The sequence below is a fragment of the Nostoc sp. C110 genome (assembly GCF_043099725.1).
GTDB classification, from domain to species: Bacteria; Cyanobacteriota; Cyanobacteriia; order Cyanobacteriales; family Nostocaceae; genus Nostoc; species Nostoc muscorum_A.
Map to the genome: position 1 here is coordinate 4,263,754 of NZ_CP171148.1, position 17,150 is coordinate 4,280,903.

Annotated in this window: 14 protein-coding genes; 6 read left to right on the forward strand and 8 right to left on the reverse strand. The window is 41.4% G+C overall.

Features of this window, described 5'->3' with window-relative positions; translation table 11 throughout:
• Positions 1–154: 154 nt before the first annotated feature.
• A complete protein-coding gene (locus tag ACFFRD_RS23705) occupies positions 155–1,891 on the forward strand; it encodes a diflavin flavoprotein (protein ID WP_179071657.1) in 1,737 nt (578 codons plus the stop codon).
• Positions 1,892–2,053: 162 nt separating this feature from the next.
• Here ACFFRD_RS23705 and ACFFRD_RS23710 read toward each other — a convergent pair whose 3' ends face one another.
• Both ACFFRD_RS23710 and ACFFRD_RS23715 read right to left on the reverse strand, forming a co-directional pair.
• Positions 2,054–3,127 carry a phosphatase PAP2 family protein gene (locus ACFFRD_RS23710; protein WP_392477829.1) on the reverse strand — a complete coding sequence of 358 codons (1,074 nt, stop codon included), beginning with the start codon at positions 3,125–3,127 and terminating at the stop codon, positions 2,054–2,056.
• A gap of 131 nt (positions 3,128–3,258) precedes the next feature.
• Complete coding sequence (locus ACFFRD_RS23715; protein WP_392477831.1) at positions 3,259–3,903, reverse strand: HMA2 domain-containing protein; 645 nt, start codon at positions 3,901–3,903, stop codon at positions 3,259–3,261.
• Between the two features lie 511 nt (positions 3,904–4,414).
• Between ACFFRD_RS23715 and ACFFRD_RS23720 the strand changes: the two genes are divergently transcribed.
• On the forward strand, positions 4,415–6,763 hold the full coding sequence (locus ACFFRD_RS23720) for a WD40 repeat domain-containing protein (protein WP_392477833.1): 2,349 nt from the start codon (positions 4,415–4,417) through the stop codon (positions 6,761–6,763).
• A 9-nt stretch (positions 6,764–6,772) separates the two neighbouring features.
• On the opposite strand, the gene ACFFRD_RS23725 is transcribed toward ACFFRD_RS23720, so the two are convergent.
• From ACFFRD_RS23725 to ACFFRD_RS23745, 5 genes are all read right to left on the reverse strand, one after another.
• The gene (locus ACFFRD_RS23725; RefSeq protein ID WP_392477835.1) at positions 6,773–7,351 is read right to left on the reverse strand and encodes an HMA2 domain-containing protein; all 579 of its coding nucleotides are present in this window, start codon (positions 7,349–7,351) and stop codon (positions 6,773–6,775) included.
• Between the two features lie 514 nt (positions 7,352–7,865).
• Complete coding sequence (locus ACFFRD_RS23730) at positions 7,866–8,171, reverse strand: DUF5132 domain-containing protein (RefSeq protein WP_392477837.1); 306 nt, start codon at positions 8,169–8,171, stop codon at positions 7,866–7,868.
• Positions 8,172–8,241: 70 nt separating this feature from the next.
• Complete coding sequence (locus tag ACFFRD_RS23735) at positions 8,242–10,494, reverse strand: heavy metal translocating P-type ATPase (protein ID WP_392477838.1); 2,253 nt, start codon at positions 10,492–10,494, stop codon at positions 8,242–8,244.
• 123 nt (positions 10,495–10,617) lie between these two features.
• Complete coding sequence (locus ACFFRD_RS23740; protein WP_392477839.1) at positions 10,618–10,752, reverse strand: hypothetical protein; 135 nt, start codon at positions 10,750–10,752, stop codon at positions 10,618–10,620.
• A gap of 119 nt (positions 10,753–10,871) precedes the next feature.
• A complete protein-coding gene (locus ACFFRD_RS23745; RefSeq protein ID WP_392477841.1) occupies positions 10,872–11,942 on the reverse strand; it encodes an HMA2 domain-containing protein in 1,071 nt (356 codons plus the stop codon).
• A 435-nt stretch (positions 11,943–12,377) separates the two neighbouring features.
• Here ACFFRD_RS23745 and ACFFRD_RS23750 point away from each other — a divergent pair, with 435 nt between their 5' ends.
• Both ACFFRD_RS23750 and ACFFRD_RS23755 read left to right on the forward strand, forming a co-directional pair.
• A complete protein-coding gene (locus tag ACFFRD_RS23750; RefSeq protein WP_392477842.1) occupies positions 12,378–13,382 on the forward strand; it encodes an ABC transporter ATP-binding protein in 1,005 nt (334 codons plus the stop codon).
• A complete protein-coding gene (locus ACFFRD_RS23755; RefSeq protein ID WP_334805955.1) occupies positions 13,383–14,195 on the forward strand; it encodes an ABC transporter permease in 813 nt (270 codons plus the stop codon).
• Positions 14,196–14,209: 14 nt separating this feature from the next.
• Here the strand turns inward: ACFFRD_RS23755 and ACFFRD_RS23760 are convergent, their stop codons facing one another.
• Positions 14,210–14,605 carry a four helix bundle protein gene (locus ACFFRD_RS23760; RefSeq protein ID WP_392477843.1) on the reverse strand — a complete coding sequence of 132 codons (396 nt, stop codon included), beginning with the start codon at positions 14,603–14,605 and terminating at the stop codon, positions 14,210–14,212.
• 117 nt (positions 14,606–14,722) lie between these two features.
• Between ACFFRD_RS23760 and ACFFRD_RS23765 the strand changes: the two genes are divergently transcribed.
• Both ACFFRD_RS23765 and ACFFRD_RS23770 read left to right on the forward strand, forming a co-directional pair.
• On the forward strand, positions 14,723–16,408 hold the full coding sequence (locus tag ACFFRD_RS23765) for a GldG family protein (RefSeq protein ID WP_392483159.1): 1,686 nt from the start codon (positions 14,723–14,725) through the stop codon (positions 16,406–16,408).
• 93 nt (positions 16,409–16,501) lie between these two features.
• The gene (locus ACFFRD_RS23770; protein ID WP_392477845.1) at positions 16,502–17,128 is read left to right on the forward strand and encodes a DUF4340 domain-containing protein; all 627 of its coding nucleotides are present in this window, start codon (positions 16,502–16,504) and stop codon (positions 17,126–17,128) included.
• The last annotated feature ends 22 nt before the right edge of the window (positions 17,129–17,150 follow it).

The window sequence follows — 17,150 nt, forward strand, 5'->3', positions numbered from 1 at the left end:
GTGGAGAGTTAGGAGTTAGGAATTGGGGAGATAAGGGAGACAAGGATAATAACCAATTCCCAATTCCCCATACTTCGACTGCGCTCAGTACAAGTTCCCAATTTCCAATTCCCCATTCCCAATTCCCAATTCCCAATTATTAAAAGAGGTTATTATGTCTGTTGCAACATTAACGTCCAACCATAGCAGAGATGTCCAAGTTGCTGAAATTGGTAAAAATACTCTGATTCTGCGATCGCGGACTTGGGACAGACTAAAATTTGAGGTGGAGTATTCCCGTCAACGGGGAACTACAGCAAATTCTTATCTGATTCAAGCTGATAAAAATGCTTTAATTGACCCTCCCGGCGAATCTTTTACCGAAATTTACCTTGAGCAACTTGCACAACAACTAGACTTCATTACCCTAGATTACATTGTTCTCAGTCATGTCAACCCAAACCGCAGAGCAACCTTACAAGTATTGCTCTCTCTAGTTCCTCAAGCTACTCTAATTTGTTCTCGCCCCGCCGCCAATGCTCTCAAAACTGCCTTCCCCGAATTTGAGTCACCTATTCAAGCGATGCGATCGGGAGATACTCTAGATTTAGGACAAGGACATCTTCTATCATTTGTCACCGTACCAACTCCTCGGTGGGCGGATGGACTTTGTACCTACGATTCCGCTACAAAAATACTCTACACAGACAAACTTTTCGGCGCTCATATTTGCGAAGATACTTTGTTTGATGAAGATTGGAAGGGATTAGACGCGGAACGTCGTTACTATTTCGAATGTCTTCATGCGCCCCAAGCAAAACAAGTCGAAGTAGCCTTAGATAAAATATCGCTTTTGGGAGCCAGATGTTATGCCCCAGCACACGGGCCAGTTGTGCGTTATAGCTTGAGTCGTTTTACTTATGATTACCGTCAATGGTGTCAAGGACAAAAATCTCAAGAATTGAGTGTCGCTTTGCTTTATGCTTCTGCTTATGGAAATACAGCAATTATGGCGAATGCGATCGCTCAAGGTTTGATTCAAAATGGAGTTAATGTAGAATCAATCAACTGTGAACTAGCCGATTCTGCCGAGATTAACCGCATTGTAGAAACTTGCGATGGCTTGATTATCGGCTCACCCACTTTAGGCGGCCATGCACCGACTCAAATTCAAACAGCTTTAGGAATAGTTCTCTCGGTGGCGGCTAAAACTAAGTTAGCTGGGGTGTTTGGTTCCTACGGTTGGAGTGGAGAGGCAATAGATTTAATCGAAAGTAAGCTCAAAGATGCAAATTATCAACTAGGGTTTGAAACAATTCGGGTGCGTTTTAGCCCTACTTCTGAAGTTCTTCAGCAGTGTCAAGAAGCAGGTGCTTCCTTTGCCCAAAACTTGAAGAAAACTAAAAAACTTCGTAGTTCCCGCCAGATTGTGACAGAAACCCATGTAGATCGTACCGAACAAGCGGTGGGGCGGATTATTGGTTCTCTGTGTGTTGTGACAACTCGTGATGAAGAAACTCACAAAGGGGTTTTAACTTCTTGGGTATCGCAGGCAACTTTTAACCCGCCAGGGATTATGATTGCGATCGCTAACGAGCAGAATGCAGATTTAATGCATCATCCTGGTGATAAATTTGTGCTGAATATCCTCAAAGAAGGAAGAAATGTGCGACGCTATTTTTCTCGTCATAGCACTTTAGGCGATAATCCTTTTGCAAATCTTTCCACAAAAACTGCTGATAATGGTTGTTTGATTTTGAATGAGGCATTAGCCTATTTAGAATGTACGGTGCAAAATCAGCTTGAATGTGGCGATAGATGGTTAATTTATGCCGTTATTAATCACGGTGAAGTGTTGGAAAATGATGGTATCACTGCTTTGGAGCATCGGAAATCTGGCAGCTATTATTAACAGTTACCAGTAAGGGATTTCCAAAAAATAAATTATCTAAAATAATTTGTGCATTGGTAAGGTAGCACAGCTGTCATTGGTGTCAACTTAAGCCTGGGCGAATGGAATTCGCGGCTACACAAACAAAGTCCGCCTGCGCGGACTAAGAGAAAATTAATATTTTTAACCCACGAAGGTGGGTTTTGTTTGTGTAGACGCGGTTTCTAACCGCCCTTCTAACTCGTCAATTATTCCTTGCTGTTCCGATTCCAAAATCAGGATACAGGCAATTAACCACACCAAACCTGCGGCATAGCCAGCTGTCACATCAGTCAGCCAATGTACTCCCAGGTAAAGCCGACTAAAACCGATCGCAGCAATCAAGAAAACAGTCAAGCCATAAATCCAAAAGCGCCATTCAGGAAACTGCTTTGCCAGAATATAGCCAGTAAAACCGTAAATCACTATTGAAACCATTGCATGGCCGCTAGGAAAACTGTGTTGGCCGACATTAATAATATGCTTCCACAGTGCTGGACGGGCTCTACCAAAAAATATTTTCATTAAACAATTTAGCAAGATTGCACCGACTCCAGCAATACCCAAGATAGTTGCTTGCCTGCGACGATTAGAATATAACGGACTAATCGTCAGTCCCAAAGAAGATATCAGCATTACTAGGGGATCGCCTAGAAAAGTGATACCAAGCATGATGCGATCGCGCAGTGGTGTATGCAGCTTCTGGATCAAGAGCAAAATGGCCTCGTCAAGATTATATGCGTACAACAGTGCAGTGCCACATACAAGGGCACAAACAACTGGAATAAGTTGACTGGCTGTTTGGTTTAATTGTCGCTGCATAGATATTTGAGACAGTACGGCTGAATCAAATATGTTTCGATTATTACGTCCGACGAAACCAATATTTTCTTCAGTGCCAAAGGAATGCAAGTTACTAGTTCCAAGTGATTTACTGACTTTTTTCCGATAATCTAAGACAATTTCTTGGATGAGCGATGCGATCGTATTTAAGCTTTTATCTGGATGAAAAATAACAAGCAAATTCCCTGTGTAACTATTAGCACGAACTTGCGAGATTATTTTATCCTCTAATAATCTCGATTCAAGATATCTTTTGAGAGCTTCCGAATGATAAAGCCCATTTACTTTATATCTAGCTCTTCCCTTAACAGCAGTATGTATTGCTTGAACCCAATGGGTTTGATTAAGAAGTTTTTGACAACGAGGAATACCCATTTGTTATTGATAATAAAATGCTTGAATTGAAGGCTAGGCAAAAAATATTTTCATGAGTTATGGAAAATCCCGATTTTTTACAGCTAATTACTCTTAACCAGGAATCATTTTAATAGCTACTATATTAGCAACTACATAAGATTTGGTTCGCTGGCAGATTTCAGTTTCAAAGGCTGGTAATTCCCTTCGCCATTGCCTTGTAATCGCCATCGCTTGTTAGGCAAGATAAACATGATGGCAGATTTTAACCTCTTAATTATGCTTCTTGAGGTAGAAAGCATTCGTTCCCAAATATCTGCTCTAAACCTTCGATATACAAGAACATTACGTGCTTGATTAATCTTGCGCGTATTATCAATTAAGTTGATTAGAGCATCAAAGATAGCCCCTACGATTGATTTTGCCATTACCTCTTTTGGCAGAACCACATCTTGAGCAGTTTGAATCAGATTAACCAGATGCTCGCACATTCGATTATCTGAAATTGTACCTACTTTATAATTGATGACAATGGATGCAGCTTTTGGGTTAGCACGGACATTTATAACTCTAGGATCGGATTCCATCGCTAATTTAAGTTGATTAGCATACTCAGTATCTCTGCCTAACAGAGGAATACGAAAACGAATCCGTCCAGGAATTGTATGGACTATGCTATAGAATATGTTTTTGGATGACGCTGCTTTCTTAGCTGCGCTTTTAGTTGCCTTTTTTGATGGTAAACGCAGGTTACTACTAGCAGTTTTGCCAGAGTTAGACCGTTTTATAGTAGTCATCGTACTATTTTTAATTTCAAAAAATAAAAAACGCAACCAGGCTGATAAACTTATCCATTGATGTTTCAAGAGAGCGCTTTATTGAACTGCATTAACTTTACTCTAGTTATACCTATTTTTCCGGTTGAAAAAATCTATCTCAGTAGTGAATCTAGTTCTTGTTGCTATCAAGTTGATTAAGTTTCTTTAATACTGTGTTTATTTTAATTTACAAGAATTTAACCGGATTTAACCACATTTTATTGACATATAAGGAGTTTCATGTCTTAAGGTTGAGTCACTATACTCTCAAGTAGTAACATCAAGGCTATGTATGAATTTACTGGATGACAGTATTACCCTGATTTCATGTAAGCCTTACTTATTTATTTTATCAAAACAGAATTTAGGAGTCAGGAATCAAAATTTAGAATGAATTTTGACCGAAAAAGCGGATAGTACAGCGTCTTGTAGAGAGCGTCTTGATTATGACTTTTAAATTCTTCTTCAATTAGTTTCTAGGTATGTGTTTATGCAGCAAGGGTTAATGTTACTAATTCAACTGGTACTAGAGTTTGCACCTGTTGTTGCAGAGCTAGTCCAAAATAGAAATAAATCTAGTTTAGGACTGAGTAAATATGAACCGATTGAGGCAATTCCTGAAATACTCAAAGTTCTAAATCCTGCAAATAAAAAAAGCGGTGATGTTGAAGATTTTGAACAAGCAAGAATTTTTCAACAGCAATTAGTAGCCGATAATCACCAAACGCGATTAAGAATAGCCGCACAAGAGCGAGAAACATCGCTTAAGTTACCAGAAGTCAATAAAATTTTTGATAGCTGGCCCTTAAGATTATACCCTTCACAAATTTTAGACCACACAAATTATGGGCACACTCCACTTAAAATTTTTATCGCTCCTCCTCAAGTAGATTTTGACCAATTTGGCGCTCGTAGAGATGAAAATATTTTTAAATTTGAGTTAATGTTAGCTGAAGGACTAAGAGATTTTCTCAACAAACATTACTCTCTAAACAGTCAAGTTAGACCAACAGAGTTATTGGCAGGAGCCTGGGATAGTAAACGTTTTCACAGTGAATCAAGTATTAAAGCTCTGTTTGGAATGTTGAAAACAGAGCCAAGTTTGATTTTAGAGTGCGAAAATGATGGAGATTATTTAAATTTTAGGATTGCCTACTGGGGTTTATGGCAAGACAATTATTATTATAAAACAATCGCTCGCTTACCTTATCGAGAAATTCTGGAAGAGTCTGCTAAAAGGCGGGCATTAGAATGGAAGAAAATTAGAGATGAGCTTGTGGCATTAGGAGAAAAATTAGAGGAAGTTAATCAGCTTGGAAAAGATAATGTGATAAATTTAGAAACTTTAGAAAAGGTAGAAAAATGGCATGAAAAAGGAATTGATATTAGTAAGTTATCTTTACAATATCAAGTCAATCGTCAGGATTATGAAAAACTTTGCCAGGTTTTGATTACCTATCACTGTTTGGTTGCAGGTTGGGTAGCAGATATTTACCACCTGGTTGATCGTGGTGTACCTCCGCTATTACCAGAGTTGCTGCCGAGTTTGCTGTCAGATGCTTTTGATTTACAATCACTAGGGGTTATCGCCTCTGGTTACAAACAAGTTTACCAAGCTCTGGAAAATGAGCGCTGTTACTGGATTCCAGAATTGGCTTTAGAATTAGCCCAGAGTTTATGCCATTTAAGCGATGCCTACGGCGGTAAACTACGCGCTTGGGCAAATGAACAGTTAAATTATTCTCTGAGTACATGGTTACAACTACGCCAAATATCACCAAACAATTCTCCTAACCCGCTTCAGGAAATGCAATCAGCCGTTAGCGTTAAAGATGAGGAATATGTAAAAAAGTTAAGAGAATATTTTGTCGCGGTGGGTGATACTCAGAGTATTGCTGATGTTGATGAAATTTTAAATCGCATCGCCAACCTCAAACACCAAGTAACAGTACAACATATCCTTCTCAGACATACCCTAACTGGACATTCAGAAAAAGTGACATCTGTCGCCATTAGTCCTGATTCTGAAACTTTAGTTAGCGGCTGTGCAGATAAAACCATCAAAGTATGGAATCTTAAGACTGGTAAACTTATCCGCACTCTCACAGAAGATTTAGGCAAAATTTCCTCTGTTGCGATTAGTCCTGATGGACATTATTTTGCTGTTGGTATTTGTCAACACCCCAAAAGTAATGTCAAAGTATGGAATCTCAATTCTGACAAACTCCTACACACTCTGTTAGGACATCAAAAACCGGTTAACTGCATCGCAATCAGTCCTGACGGGCAAATTCTTGCCAGTGGTAGTAATAAAATCAAAATTTGGAATTTGCATAAAGGCGATCGCATTTCTACCCTTTGGCATTCATTCGCAGTTAATACTGCTGCTATTAGCCCCGATGGTACAATCCTTGCTAGTGGTAGTTCTGACAACAAAATTAGGCTGTGGAACCCACACACGGGAGAGCCATTACGCACCCTCAACGGACATTCAGGTGAGGTGAAATCAGTAATCATCAGTCCTGATGGAGAAATTCTCTTTAGCGCTAGTGCAGACAAAACTATCAAAATTTGGCATTTAACTACAGGCAAAGTGTTACATACCTTGACTGGACATTTAGAAGAGGTAAGATCCTTAGCTGTTAGTCCTGATGGAGAAATTCTCTTTAGCGGTAGCGTAGACAAAACCATCAAAATTTGGCATTTACAGACGGGAGAGTTACTGCAAACTATCACAGAACACTCAGGGGCAGTAAACTCTATTGCTATTAGCCATGATGGTCAATTTTTGGCTAGTGCTAGTTCTGATAAAACAATAAAAATTTGGCAGATAAATTAAGCTTTTTGGTTACTCGTTTGCTGATTCTTCTTGGCTAGTTCCATGCAACTTAATAAAGCTATCAAAAGCATACCATGCTAAAACATACCAAGGAATAACTTCTAACTGCAATCCTTTATTTAGTAATTGTCGCAGTGAAAGACTAGCTAATCCCAAAGGGAAAAGAATTCGCAGATCAAAAGCACCATCTGTTAACTGTTTGACACGCTGGTTTAAGTCAACAAGCGCAGATGAGACTTCTGCTGCTGCCTCGGTGTTACCCTCGGTAACATCAGCAAAAATTATTCCTAAATCTTTAAGTGTTGCTAGCACATTTTCTAGACTGCCATCTTTAGCATCGTCATTGATAACAATACTGCCATGATGGACATTTATCTTCACTTGATTAATGTGAGGATTTGCTAACAAAGCATTGGCGATGCTTTGCATTTTTTCTGGTTGACGATGGGAATGAGCCACTCTCAACCGCAATCTTCCAGGAGTCGAACTTACAACTTTTGTAGATATAGGTTGTGGTGATGTCTTGAAGCTGGTTTTGTCTATAATTTCCGGCATTTTATTGTAAGTGCTATAACCATTTGTCAACATACAACTGCCTTTTTGACTTGTATGAAGGTGGATTCTTTGTTGTGGGTTTGTTATTTACAGGAATGAGTGGAAAATTAATAAAAAACGAACCGCAGAGGGCGCAGAGAACACAGAGGAATAAGAGGAGCGAGAGAGTTTTTGCACTATCTTGCACTAGGGACTTCCAAAACATAAATCATATTATGTCCGCTTGATTACTTATTAAACGTGGAGAACCGCACCCCGCCAAAGCTGTGCTTTGTCTCCCCTCCCGAAAAGCGGGGCTACGGTGTACAGACAATTCTTCTTGAGTTACCCCACAGGCTTCGATCCCCCCAACCCCCCTTAAAAAGGGGGGCAAAAACCTTTCAAAGTCCTCCTTTTTAAGGAGGATTTAGGAGGATCTACAAGACTTTGGTTTTGTATAAAGATGTGTGTACACTGTAGTCCTGCGGGGAGGGGGTGGGGTTCTTTTCTTTTGGTAATTGGAAGTCCTATTTGGCGAACAATTTAACTTGCTGATATGCAGATGAAATTACGCACCATTATCGGCGACATTATCCGCATTGGTGGCACTAGCTTCAAATGCGGGTGTTTCTTTTTCATCAGCGAGTTCAGCTCTGGCTTCGGCTACCATGTCTTCCCAGGTTTCTCCCATTTCTGCAATGGTTCCTTTGCTTCTTTCATAAAGACCAATTCCGCCTTTGATGACTGACTTGACGAAGGGTTTACCAACTCCAGCGACAATGGGCAGCAGAACAGGTGCTAAGAGGACTGCACCAATTCCGACTATAATACCGGGAGCGCCTGCATCTTCCACAAAATCACTAATTTTAGCCATATTCAATTTCCTCCTATTAATTGAGAAATCTGGGAAAGCTTTTTAAGATACTCTTGCCGGCATAGTTGCATCATCTTGCCGATGGTAGAGTTTTATGTTGACGACTTTTAAGAATTGGACGCAAACCGTTGACTCCGGCAACTACGGTTGAGCCATTGTTGACTACTGTTGCAGCTAAGGGGTTAAGACCAAAGAAAACGGCGATCGCTAATGCTGCTAAATTAGGAACAGCAACTAGTCCTGTGTTTTGCCGAATCAATTGCTTGGCTTGACGAGCGATCGCGATTGCTTCTAATAAACCATACAAGTCATTCTGCATCAACACTAAGTCTGCTGTCTCACGGGCAATCTCAGAACTGTTGGCAAAGGAGACGGAAACATCGGCGTAGGCTAAAGCTGGCGAATCGTTGATCCCATCGCCTACAAATGCAACTGTCTTTCCTTGTTCGTGTAGTTGGCGGACAACTGTTGCCTTTTGTTCTGGAAAAGCTTCGGCGTGAGTATGCGTTGGCAAAATACCAAGTTGAGCAGCAACAGCAGTAGCAGTTCGCTTGTTATCGCCGGTTAACATGTGAATCTCTACACCTTCGACCGTCGAAAGTGCTGTGATGACTTCTCGACTTTCGGGACGGAGAACATCACTATATTTAATAATACCTTGAAGTTGCCCGTTGCTGGCTACATAAATCGCTGAATTTGCAAATTTTTGTTGACCATTTAACGCTGCGGTATCAATGCCACTGGAGCGCAAAAAGCGATCGCTCCCAACATAAACTGTCTCTCCATCAATCTGAGCTTGTACGCCCAAACCTAGTTGATAGTCCCACTTAGTACGCGGCAAAATTTCCACTTGCTCTGCTTCGGCATAGCGAACAATTGCCTCTGCTACTGGATGAGTTAAACGCTGTTCGGCGGCAGCTGCCAATTCCAACACCCGCAATCTTGAGGTTGCTGGATTGAGACTTTCCACACTCACAACATCGACTTCTCCCTTGGTCAGCGTCCCTGTTTTATCAAAAACTATAGTATCAACTTCTGCTAGTTGTTCTAACGCCCGTCCACTACGGATGAGAATCCCCCGTCGTGCAGCATAAGTTAATGCTGCTAAAACTGTTGTCGGAACTGATACTCGAATACCTGTAGCAAAATCTAGAGTTAAAACGCTGGCTGTCCGTGAAGGGTTGCGGGTTGCGGCAAATACTGCCCCAGCAAGTAACAAAGTTGGCATAACAGCTTTTTGAGCAAATTTCGTGGCATAATTCTCAATTCGGGTATCGTGGACAGGCGCTTCTTGCATTAACTTAATGCTCTGTCCGGCGCGGGTATCATTGCCGATCCATTCTGCAACAATATAAATTCGTCCTTCCCGTACCAGTGTTGAGGCGAAAACTGGTTGTCCCTTTTTCTTCAGTACTGGCATCGACTCACCAGTTAGTTTCTGCTCATCTAACAGGGCTTTACCTCGCAAAATGCTACCATCAACCGGCACTTGTTCGCCAGGGTAAACAATTACTGTATCGCCACGCTGTACATCTTGAATGGGAATTTGCTGCTTTGCGCCATTGCGTTCCACCCAGACAAATTGCCCTAAAGAACTAAGTAAATCTAGAGTTTGTTGAGCAGAAGAACGAGCCGTGCGATCGCGGATATTTTCGCCTACTTCAATTAAACCCAGCATCAGCGATGGTGTGAGAAATTGCCCTTGGAAGGTAGTAATAGCGATCGCCATTAAATCCAAAAAGTCAATATTCAATTTTCGCTCTCCCCTAATACCTTCCCATGCTCGTTGCATAACAGGTAGTGTAGCTAGAGCGATTGGAAGCACCACTATCAAAGGCGGGATCGGCAATCCTAACGGGCCTCCCAGCACTGCTAAAGTAGTCGCAACAGCCGAGAGTTGTAAACCTGGCCAAGAGTTCTCTTTTTTGGTTTCCGATAAAGATGCAGAGTTTTTGAGAACGACTACTTCACTTGCAGCCTGAATCAAATCGTGAAGGTGCGATCGCATCTTCGCATCAGAAACTTTATCAGATTTATAAGTAACTGCAACTGACATTGCCGCAGGCTTGACACGAACATTCTTCACCAGCGCATCTGCTGTTAGCAATACTTCGAGACGCTTGGCATAATCTGCATCACAGCGTAAACGAGGTAGGCGAAACCGCAGCCTTCCCGGAATTATATGGACAATGCTGTAGGTAACGTTAGGGAACTCTCTTTGAGAATTTCCATTAGTGTCAGTTAAAGAAGCTTTTCCATTCCCTTCCAACACAGTGAATTGAGATTTTGGAGGTGATGGGAGTTGCAGTGCTACTTTTGCCATTACTTTTCTTTAATCCAAAATTGTTACACTTCAATGAAAATCAGGCTCTTTGCTGGGGTAAAGAGAGCAAATTAGCCACTAATCCCAATACAGTTCAGTTAAGGCTAAAACTCTTTGCCAAATTCAATTTTTTAACGAACCGCATAGACGCGGAGCGGCTTCCCGCAGGGTAGGACGCAAAGGACGCAAAGATAAGAAAGAAGTGCTTAACCCAAGCGTATTGCCACCAATCCGGCGAGATTGATTAGCTAAAAACATTTTGGTTATTTGGTCATCAGCTAGATTTTTTGGCTAACTTATCGCTGTAAGTGAGCTAAGTTTGCGATCTAACAGCTTCTATCAGGGCAATAAGGCGCAATATTAAGGAGAACTATGTCTTATATTTCTAAAGGTAAGTTCGCCATAATACCTAATGAAAAAGACATCGCAGGCGGTTTTAGATTGCTCCACAGACTGGATAACTCTAGAGTGGTTGAGTTGATAAATTCAGCAGTCTGAGTAACCGAAGTAGTATGATTTGCCGTCATTGTGTCTGTAATTTCAGCAGTCTGACTAACTTCTTTTAGGGGTTGGTTAGCCATTGTGATTGGCTGTGTTACGGGGTTTATCTCCAACGCTAATTCCATCAAACTCACCCAATGAGATAATGGAATCTCACGAGACTGATAAGCGATCGCGATCGATGCTGCATCAAAATTCATCCGCACACTTGTAACTTCAGCATCGGTTTTCACTATTCTCTCAAGTCGCCGCCCATAAGCTCGATCTTGAGAGATTTTTGGCACATGGAAGCGAATACGTCCGCTAATTGCATGGATTACGCTATAGTCAATCTTTGCAGGTGCTGTCACCTCGCTAGCTTTCTCAAGATTATTTGTTGACTTTTCTTGTTGGATAGTAGATTGGCGTTCCTCTTTTGATAATTGCGATATCGCAGAACTGGTATGATTACCGTCGTTTTTTTCTGATGTCGGAACTTGAGAGCCAAGATAACCAATTACACCACGGGTTGCATCCGCCGCAATTATATAAACTGGAATCGATACCCAGCCATGAATTCCTAACCCTCCTGTTACCGCCAAGCCTGTTATCATCGGAATTAAGGAAACACCCTGCTCTTTCCAAAATAAAGGTGATTTCCAAGCTGCAAAGGGATCGGTTTTGCTAGGTGAATCAGATGAAGCCTGCGGCTGTTGAATCTCAATATCGGATCTTAACGCCAAAATTTGCGGTAATGACAGCTTCTCTTCATCAAAATTAATTACCAAACTGCCCGTTTGCCCATTCACAGCAACTTCCCTCACTCCCTCTAAGGAGCCTAAATCTTGGGCTATGCTGTCTAATATCGAGTTCAAACTACTGTCAGTGCTGCGGAGTCGCACGCGTCCGGTAGTGACATGAACTATTTGCAACCCACCTGGAGGCTGTAACTTCGTTGACTGTGCCATCTTAGTTGCTTTGTTCTGTAGAGATTAAATTAGGAGATACTTTAGCGACAATCAATATTTAATTTTTCACGATTACTAATATCTTTAGTCATTTAACTGATTACCCAATAGCCAAATCAAGTTAATAGGTTAACAATAGATTAAATTTAGCTTAACTCTGGGTATAAAGTATGTGTCTTCAGAATTATTTTTAACAATAATTTTTATTAAAATGATTATCTAAGAAAGATAGATTTCCGAAAGCTCCCACTTCAGCCTTTAGGTGCGAGTTATTTAGTTTAGACATAATAGAGGTAGATTCTCGCTCCCAGAGTTGAACATAATTGCTGAGTACGCAATTATGCTAATAATTTGTGTTCAAATACAGAAACCAGGGTATTTGGGCATTTCTAAGGGAGTAAAGGCTGAAAGAATTGATATTGTGTATGAGATTTTATGATCGAAGTTGAGCATCTGAGTAAAATATACGGTTCCACTCCAGCGATAACTGATGTCACTTTTAGCGTCGAACCTGGGGAGATTTTAGGGCTTCTGGGCCCCAATGGTGCTGGTAAAACTACAACCATGCGGATTCTGGCTGGTTATTTACCGGCAACAAATGGTAATGCCCGGATTGCTGGTTATGATGTCCATGAAAATTCCCTGGCGGTACGCCAACGAATTGGTTATTTACCCGAAACACCGCCGTTATATCCAGACATGACTGTGGAGGGATTTTTGCATTTTGTTGCCCAAATTAAGGGAGTACCAGCAGGCGATCGCGCCAAGAAGGTAACAGCCGCCATCAAACGCTGCAACTTAGAAGATAAGCGGCGGGTAATTATTCGCAAACTCTCTAAAGGATATCGCCAACGTGTAGGAATTGCTCAAGCGATCGTTCACGATCCACCAGCGATTATTCTCGATGAACCCACCGTTGGACTCGATCCCCGACAAATAATTGAGGTGCGGAATTTAATTAAAAGCCTCGCTGGGACTCATACAATTATTCTTTCCACACATATTCTGCCAGAAGTGAGCATGACTTGTAGCCGTGTCGCTATTATTAATCGCGGCAAAGTTGTGGCAACTAATACCCCAGAAAACCTGATGACTCAGTTGACAGGCGGTTCCGGGTATGAGTTGGAAATAGAAGGAGAAGCTGCCCTAGCGAAACAGGTATTGCAAAATGTCGCGGGTGTGAGTCTGATAGAATCAATTCCGACCGCCGGAGGTCATCACCCACAGACAAATCGCGCTTATCTGCGGGTGATATCGCAACCGGGAAAAGAACCAGGAAAGGATATTGTTGCAACCTTAGTGCGTGCAGGCTTTGGTTTACATGAACTGAAGCGAGTTAACGCCACTTTAGAAGATGTGTTTTTGCAACTGACCACAGAAGAAAAGAATTTCGAGACTGAGGTAGACTTAGCAGCAGACAACGAAGGAGAGGCAGCGTAAATGGGTGTAGTACTGAGTAATATTATTGCCATTTATCGCCGAGAGTTACAGAGTTATTTTGTATCACCTTTGGCTTATGCGATCGCAGGCATATTTTGGTTCATCGCCGGGTTATTCTTCGTGATGATTTTGCTAGGCCCAGATGGCATTTTGGTAGGAGTCGCGGCAATAGATGCACAAGGTCAACAACTAGGAGTACCAACACCACCGATAGATGTCCCCTACGAATTTGTCCGAGCATTTTTGGATCGTATGGGGTGGCTATTGTTGTTTGTCTTGCCAATACTCTCAATGGGACTCTATGCCGAAGAACGCAAGCGCGGCACTTTAGAACTATTAGCCACGTCACCAATCACCAATTGGGCGGTAGCAGTAGGTAAGTTATTAGGCGTGCTAACATTTTTTATCACAATGGTTGTACCCATGCTAGTGTTTGAAGCGATCGCCATTAGTGGATCAAATCCACCAATGGCCCTTTCAATTCCCTTGTTGGGTCATTTGGGATTAATCTTACTAGCAGCAGCAATATTATCTGTAGGAATGTTTATTTCTTCCTTAACAGACAGCACAATTTTGTCTGCCGTGCTTACATTTGCAGTAATTTTATTATTGTTATTGATTGATTTAATCGCCAAAATTGTCCCTGGCCCAGTAGGTGAAGCTTTAGGTTATTTATCATTGTTGAAACATTACAACACCTTAACTCAAGGGATTTTTGATACCAGCGCCTTAATTTTATTTGCTAGTTACATTTTTTTGGGCATCTTTCTCACCGCTCAATCAATTGATGCACTGCGTTTTCAAAGGCAGTAGTCATTTGTCATTGGTCATTTGTCATCTGTCATTTGTCCTTGGTCATCTGGTACATTGCCAATTGAGTTTAGGTAGGAGTTTAATTTTGGTGCTAGTTCGTTAATGATTGTTTTGATTGCATTTATCTGTTCGGTAGTTAAAAGGTTACGAGTATAAGCCCGTCTTAACCAATGTTGAGTTTCATTCAAAGAGCCTCTCGCTATTTTTATGAAACGTCTATTTTCTTGAAAACTACCTCTTCCTACACCTTCTGCTATATTGGCACCAATACTATCTGCCGAACGTACAATCTGTTTACCAATCGTATCTTTTGCAAAAAAATCCCATTTCTCAACAATTTTCCAAATGTCGTCTGCCAACTGTTCTGATAATTGATAAACCTGTAATTCTTGGAAACGCTTTGTTGCCATTCATTCAGTTGTATAGACTTATTTTTATCCACTCAATTTTCGTCGATATATTTTACAATGTCACTATTTTTAGACAAATGACCAATGACAAATGACAAATGACAAATGACAAATAAGATGAAGATAGTTGCAAAGAAGAAACTGTGGAAATATCTATTTTGGTTGGGCCCATTCCTAATTGTTGTCGGCTTAACAGTTGGGTTAGTTTCTGAACAGTGGGGACTAATTCCATTAGTATTTCTGATTGCGGGAGTTGTAATCAGTGGGTTGGGGATAATATGGCAAAGCTATGAGACTAACTGGTGGAAACGTCGTTCTACCCAAGCTGGGACTAATGCTGTAGTAGCAACTCTAGCAGTATTGGCAATTTTGGGATTGATTAACTTTTTGGGGACTCGCTACCACTTGCGGTCAGATTTAACAGAAAGCCAATTGTTTACCCTTGCGCCCCAGTCACGAGAATTGGTGAGTGTTTTACCTCAACCAGTTAAGGTGTGGGTGTTTGATGTTAACCAAAATCCCCAAGATCGAGAATTACTAGAAAATTATCAACGGCAAAGCTCAAAATTTAAATATGAATACATCGACCCCCAAACTAGACCAGGACTTGCAGAAAAGTTTGGCGTTAAAGATTACGGGGAAGTTTATTTAGAATCTGGAGATAAACGGCAATTAGTCCAAACAGTAAATCAAAATGAGCGGTTGTCAGAAATCAGATTAACTAGTCGCCTGCAACAACTAACAAATTCAACCACAGCCAAAGTTTACTTACTTCAAGGTCATGGCGAACGCCAACTTTCGGCTGGTAAAGATGCAATATCACAAGCAGTTCAGGCATTAGGTGACAAGAATTTCACAACATCACCACTGAATTTAGGAGAAACTTCCAAAGTTCCTCAAGATGCGTCTGTTGTAATAGTGGCTGGCCCCAAGCGAGGGCTATTTGAAGGCGAAGTCAAAGCTTTGCAAGAGTATCTTAATCGCGGCGGTAACTTATTGCTGATGATTGATCCTAATACCGATCCCAAACTTAACAGCTTGTTACAAGAGTGGGGTGTTCGTCTGGATAATCGTTTAGCAGTCGATGTCTCTGGCGAAAGTGTTGTGGGACTTGGCCCTGCTGCACCCTTAGTCACAGAATACGGGCAACATCCAATTACCAAAGATTTCGGTAACGGCAATTCTTTTTATCCCATTGCCCGACCACTGGAAATTATCTCTGTGCCTGGTGTTCAGGCTACTCCATTACTACGAACCAAACCCTATCCCAATAGCTGGGCAGAAAGCGACCTTAAAAGCGAAAAATTGGAGTTTAATGCAGATAAAGACCTGAAAGGGCCTCTAACCTTGGGCGTAGCCTTAACAAGAAAACAAGCAGCTAAATCTGCTTCAACTGCCCAACCTGCACGGACACCTTCACCCCTACCATCACCAACCACTCAAAGAAAAGCTTCCCCCACTCCCCCTGCCTCCTCTGCCCCCCCTGCCTCCCCTACTCCCACTCCTTCCCCAACTCCTTCATCGCAAACAGCCACCGAGTCAAGGTTAGTAGTTTTAGGAAATTCTGATTTCGCCACCGATGGCTTGTTTCAACAGCAATTAAATGGAGATGTATTCCTCAACTCAGTTACTTGGCTGAGTCAACAGGATCAGCAACCCCTTTCCATTCGCCCCAAAGAACCAAAAAATCGTCGGATAACCCTGACAACCACACAAGGCAATCTTTTAATATTGTCATCTCTGTTGCTTTTACCTTTAATTGGGTTTGCGATCGCAGTTATTATTTGGTGGAAACGACGGTAAGAAGTGAGTTAGCAGTTAGCGGTTAGGAGTGACAAGTAGAGATTGAAGAAGAGTTTTTTCTATGCCCAATGACCAATGACAAATGACTAAAAAATGAAATTGCCGAGAACGACTTTAATTTTGATACTGCTAGCGCTGGGTTTAGGTGGTTTTGTTTACTTCTCTGAAATTCGGGGTACAACTGTGCGAGAAGAAACCAAAGAGGAAAATAAGCAAATTTTCTCTTTTGCCGCCGATGATGTGCAATCTCTAACAGTTAAAACAAAAAAACTTACCCTAAATCTGGAACGTAATCCTGAATCTAGTAGTAACCCCAAGTGGTTAATCAAATCTCCAGTATCGGGCCCAGCAAATGACGCTATTGTTTCTTATTTGATGGATTTGTTGGTCAAAGGTAAGAGTGATCGCACCTTATCAACTCCACCAAAAGAGCTTGGGCAATTTGCTTTAGATGAACCCCCAGCAACTATCAATATCACCTTAAAAAATCGGCAAAACCATCAGTTGATTTTGGGTAAATCTAACTTTAACGGACGTTTCTTATATGCTCAAACTGACCCTGCTGCTAAACCCAATGGAAATATAAATGTGCTGTTGGTATCTACAGATTTTGCAAATGCCGTGAATCGGGAATTATCAGAGTGGAAGCAACCTGTAGACAATAGTCAGAAACTTCCTCCGCTCACCATTCCTAAACCAAGTCCGACAAACAGCAAATAATTAATTCAAAATCTGGCGATAT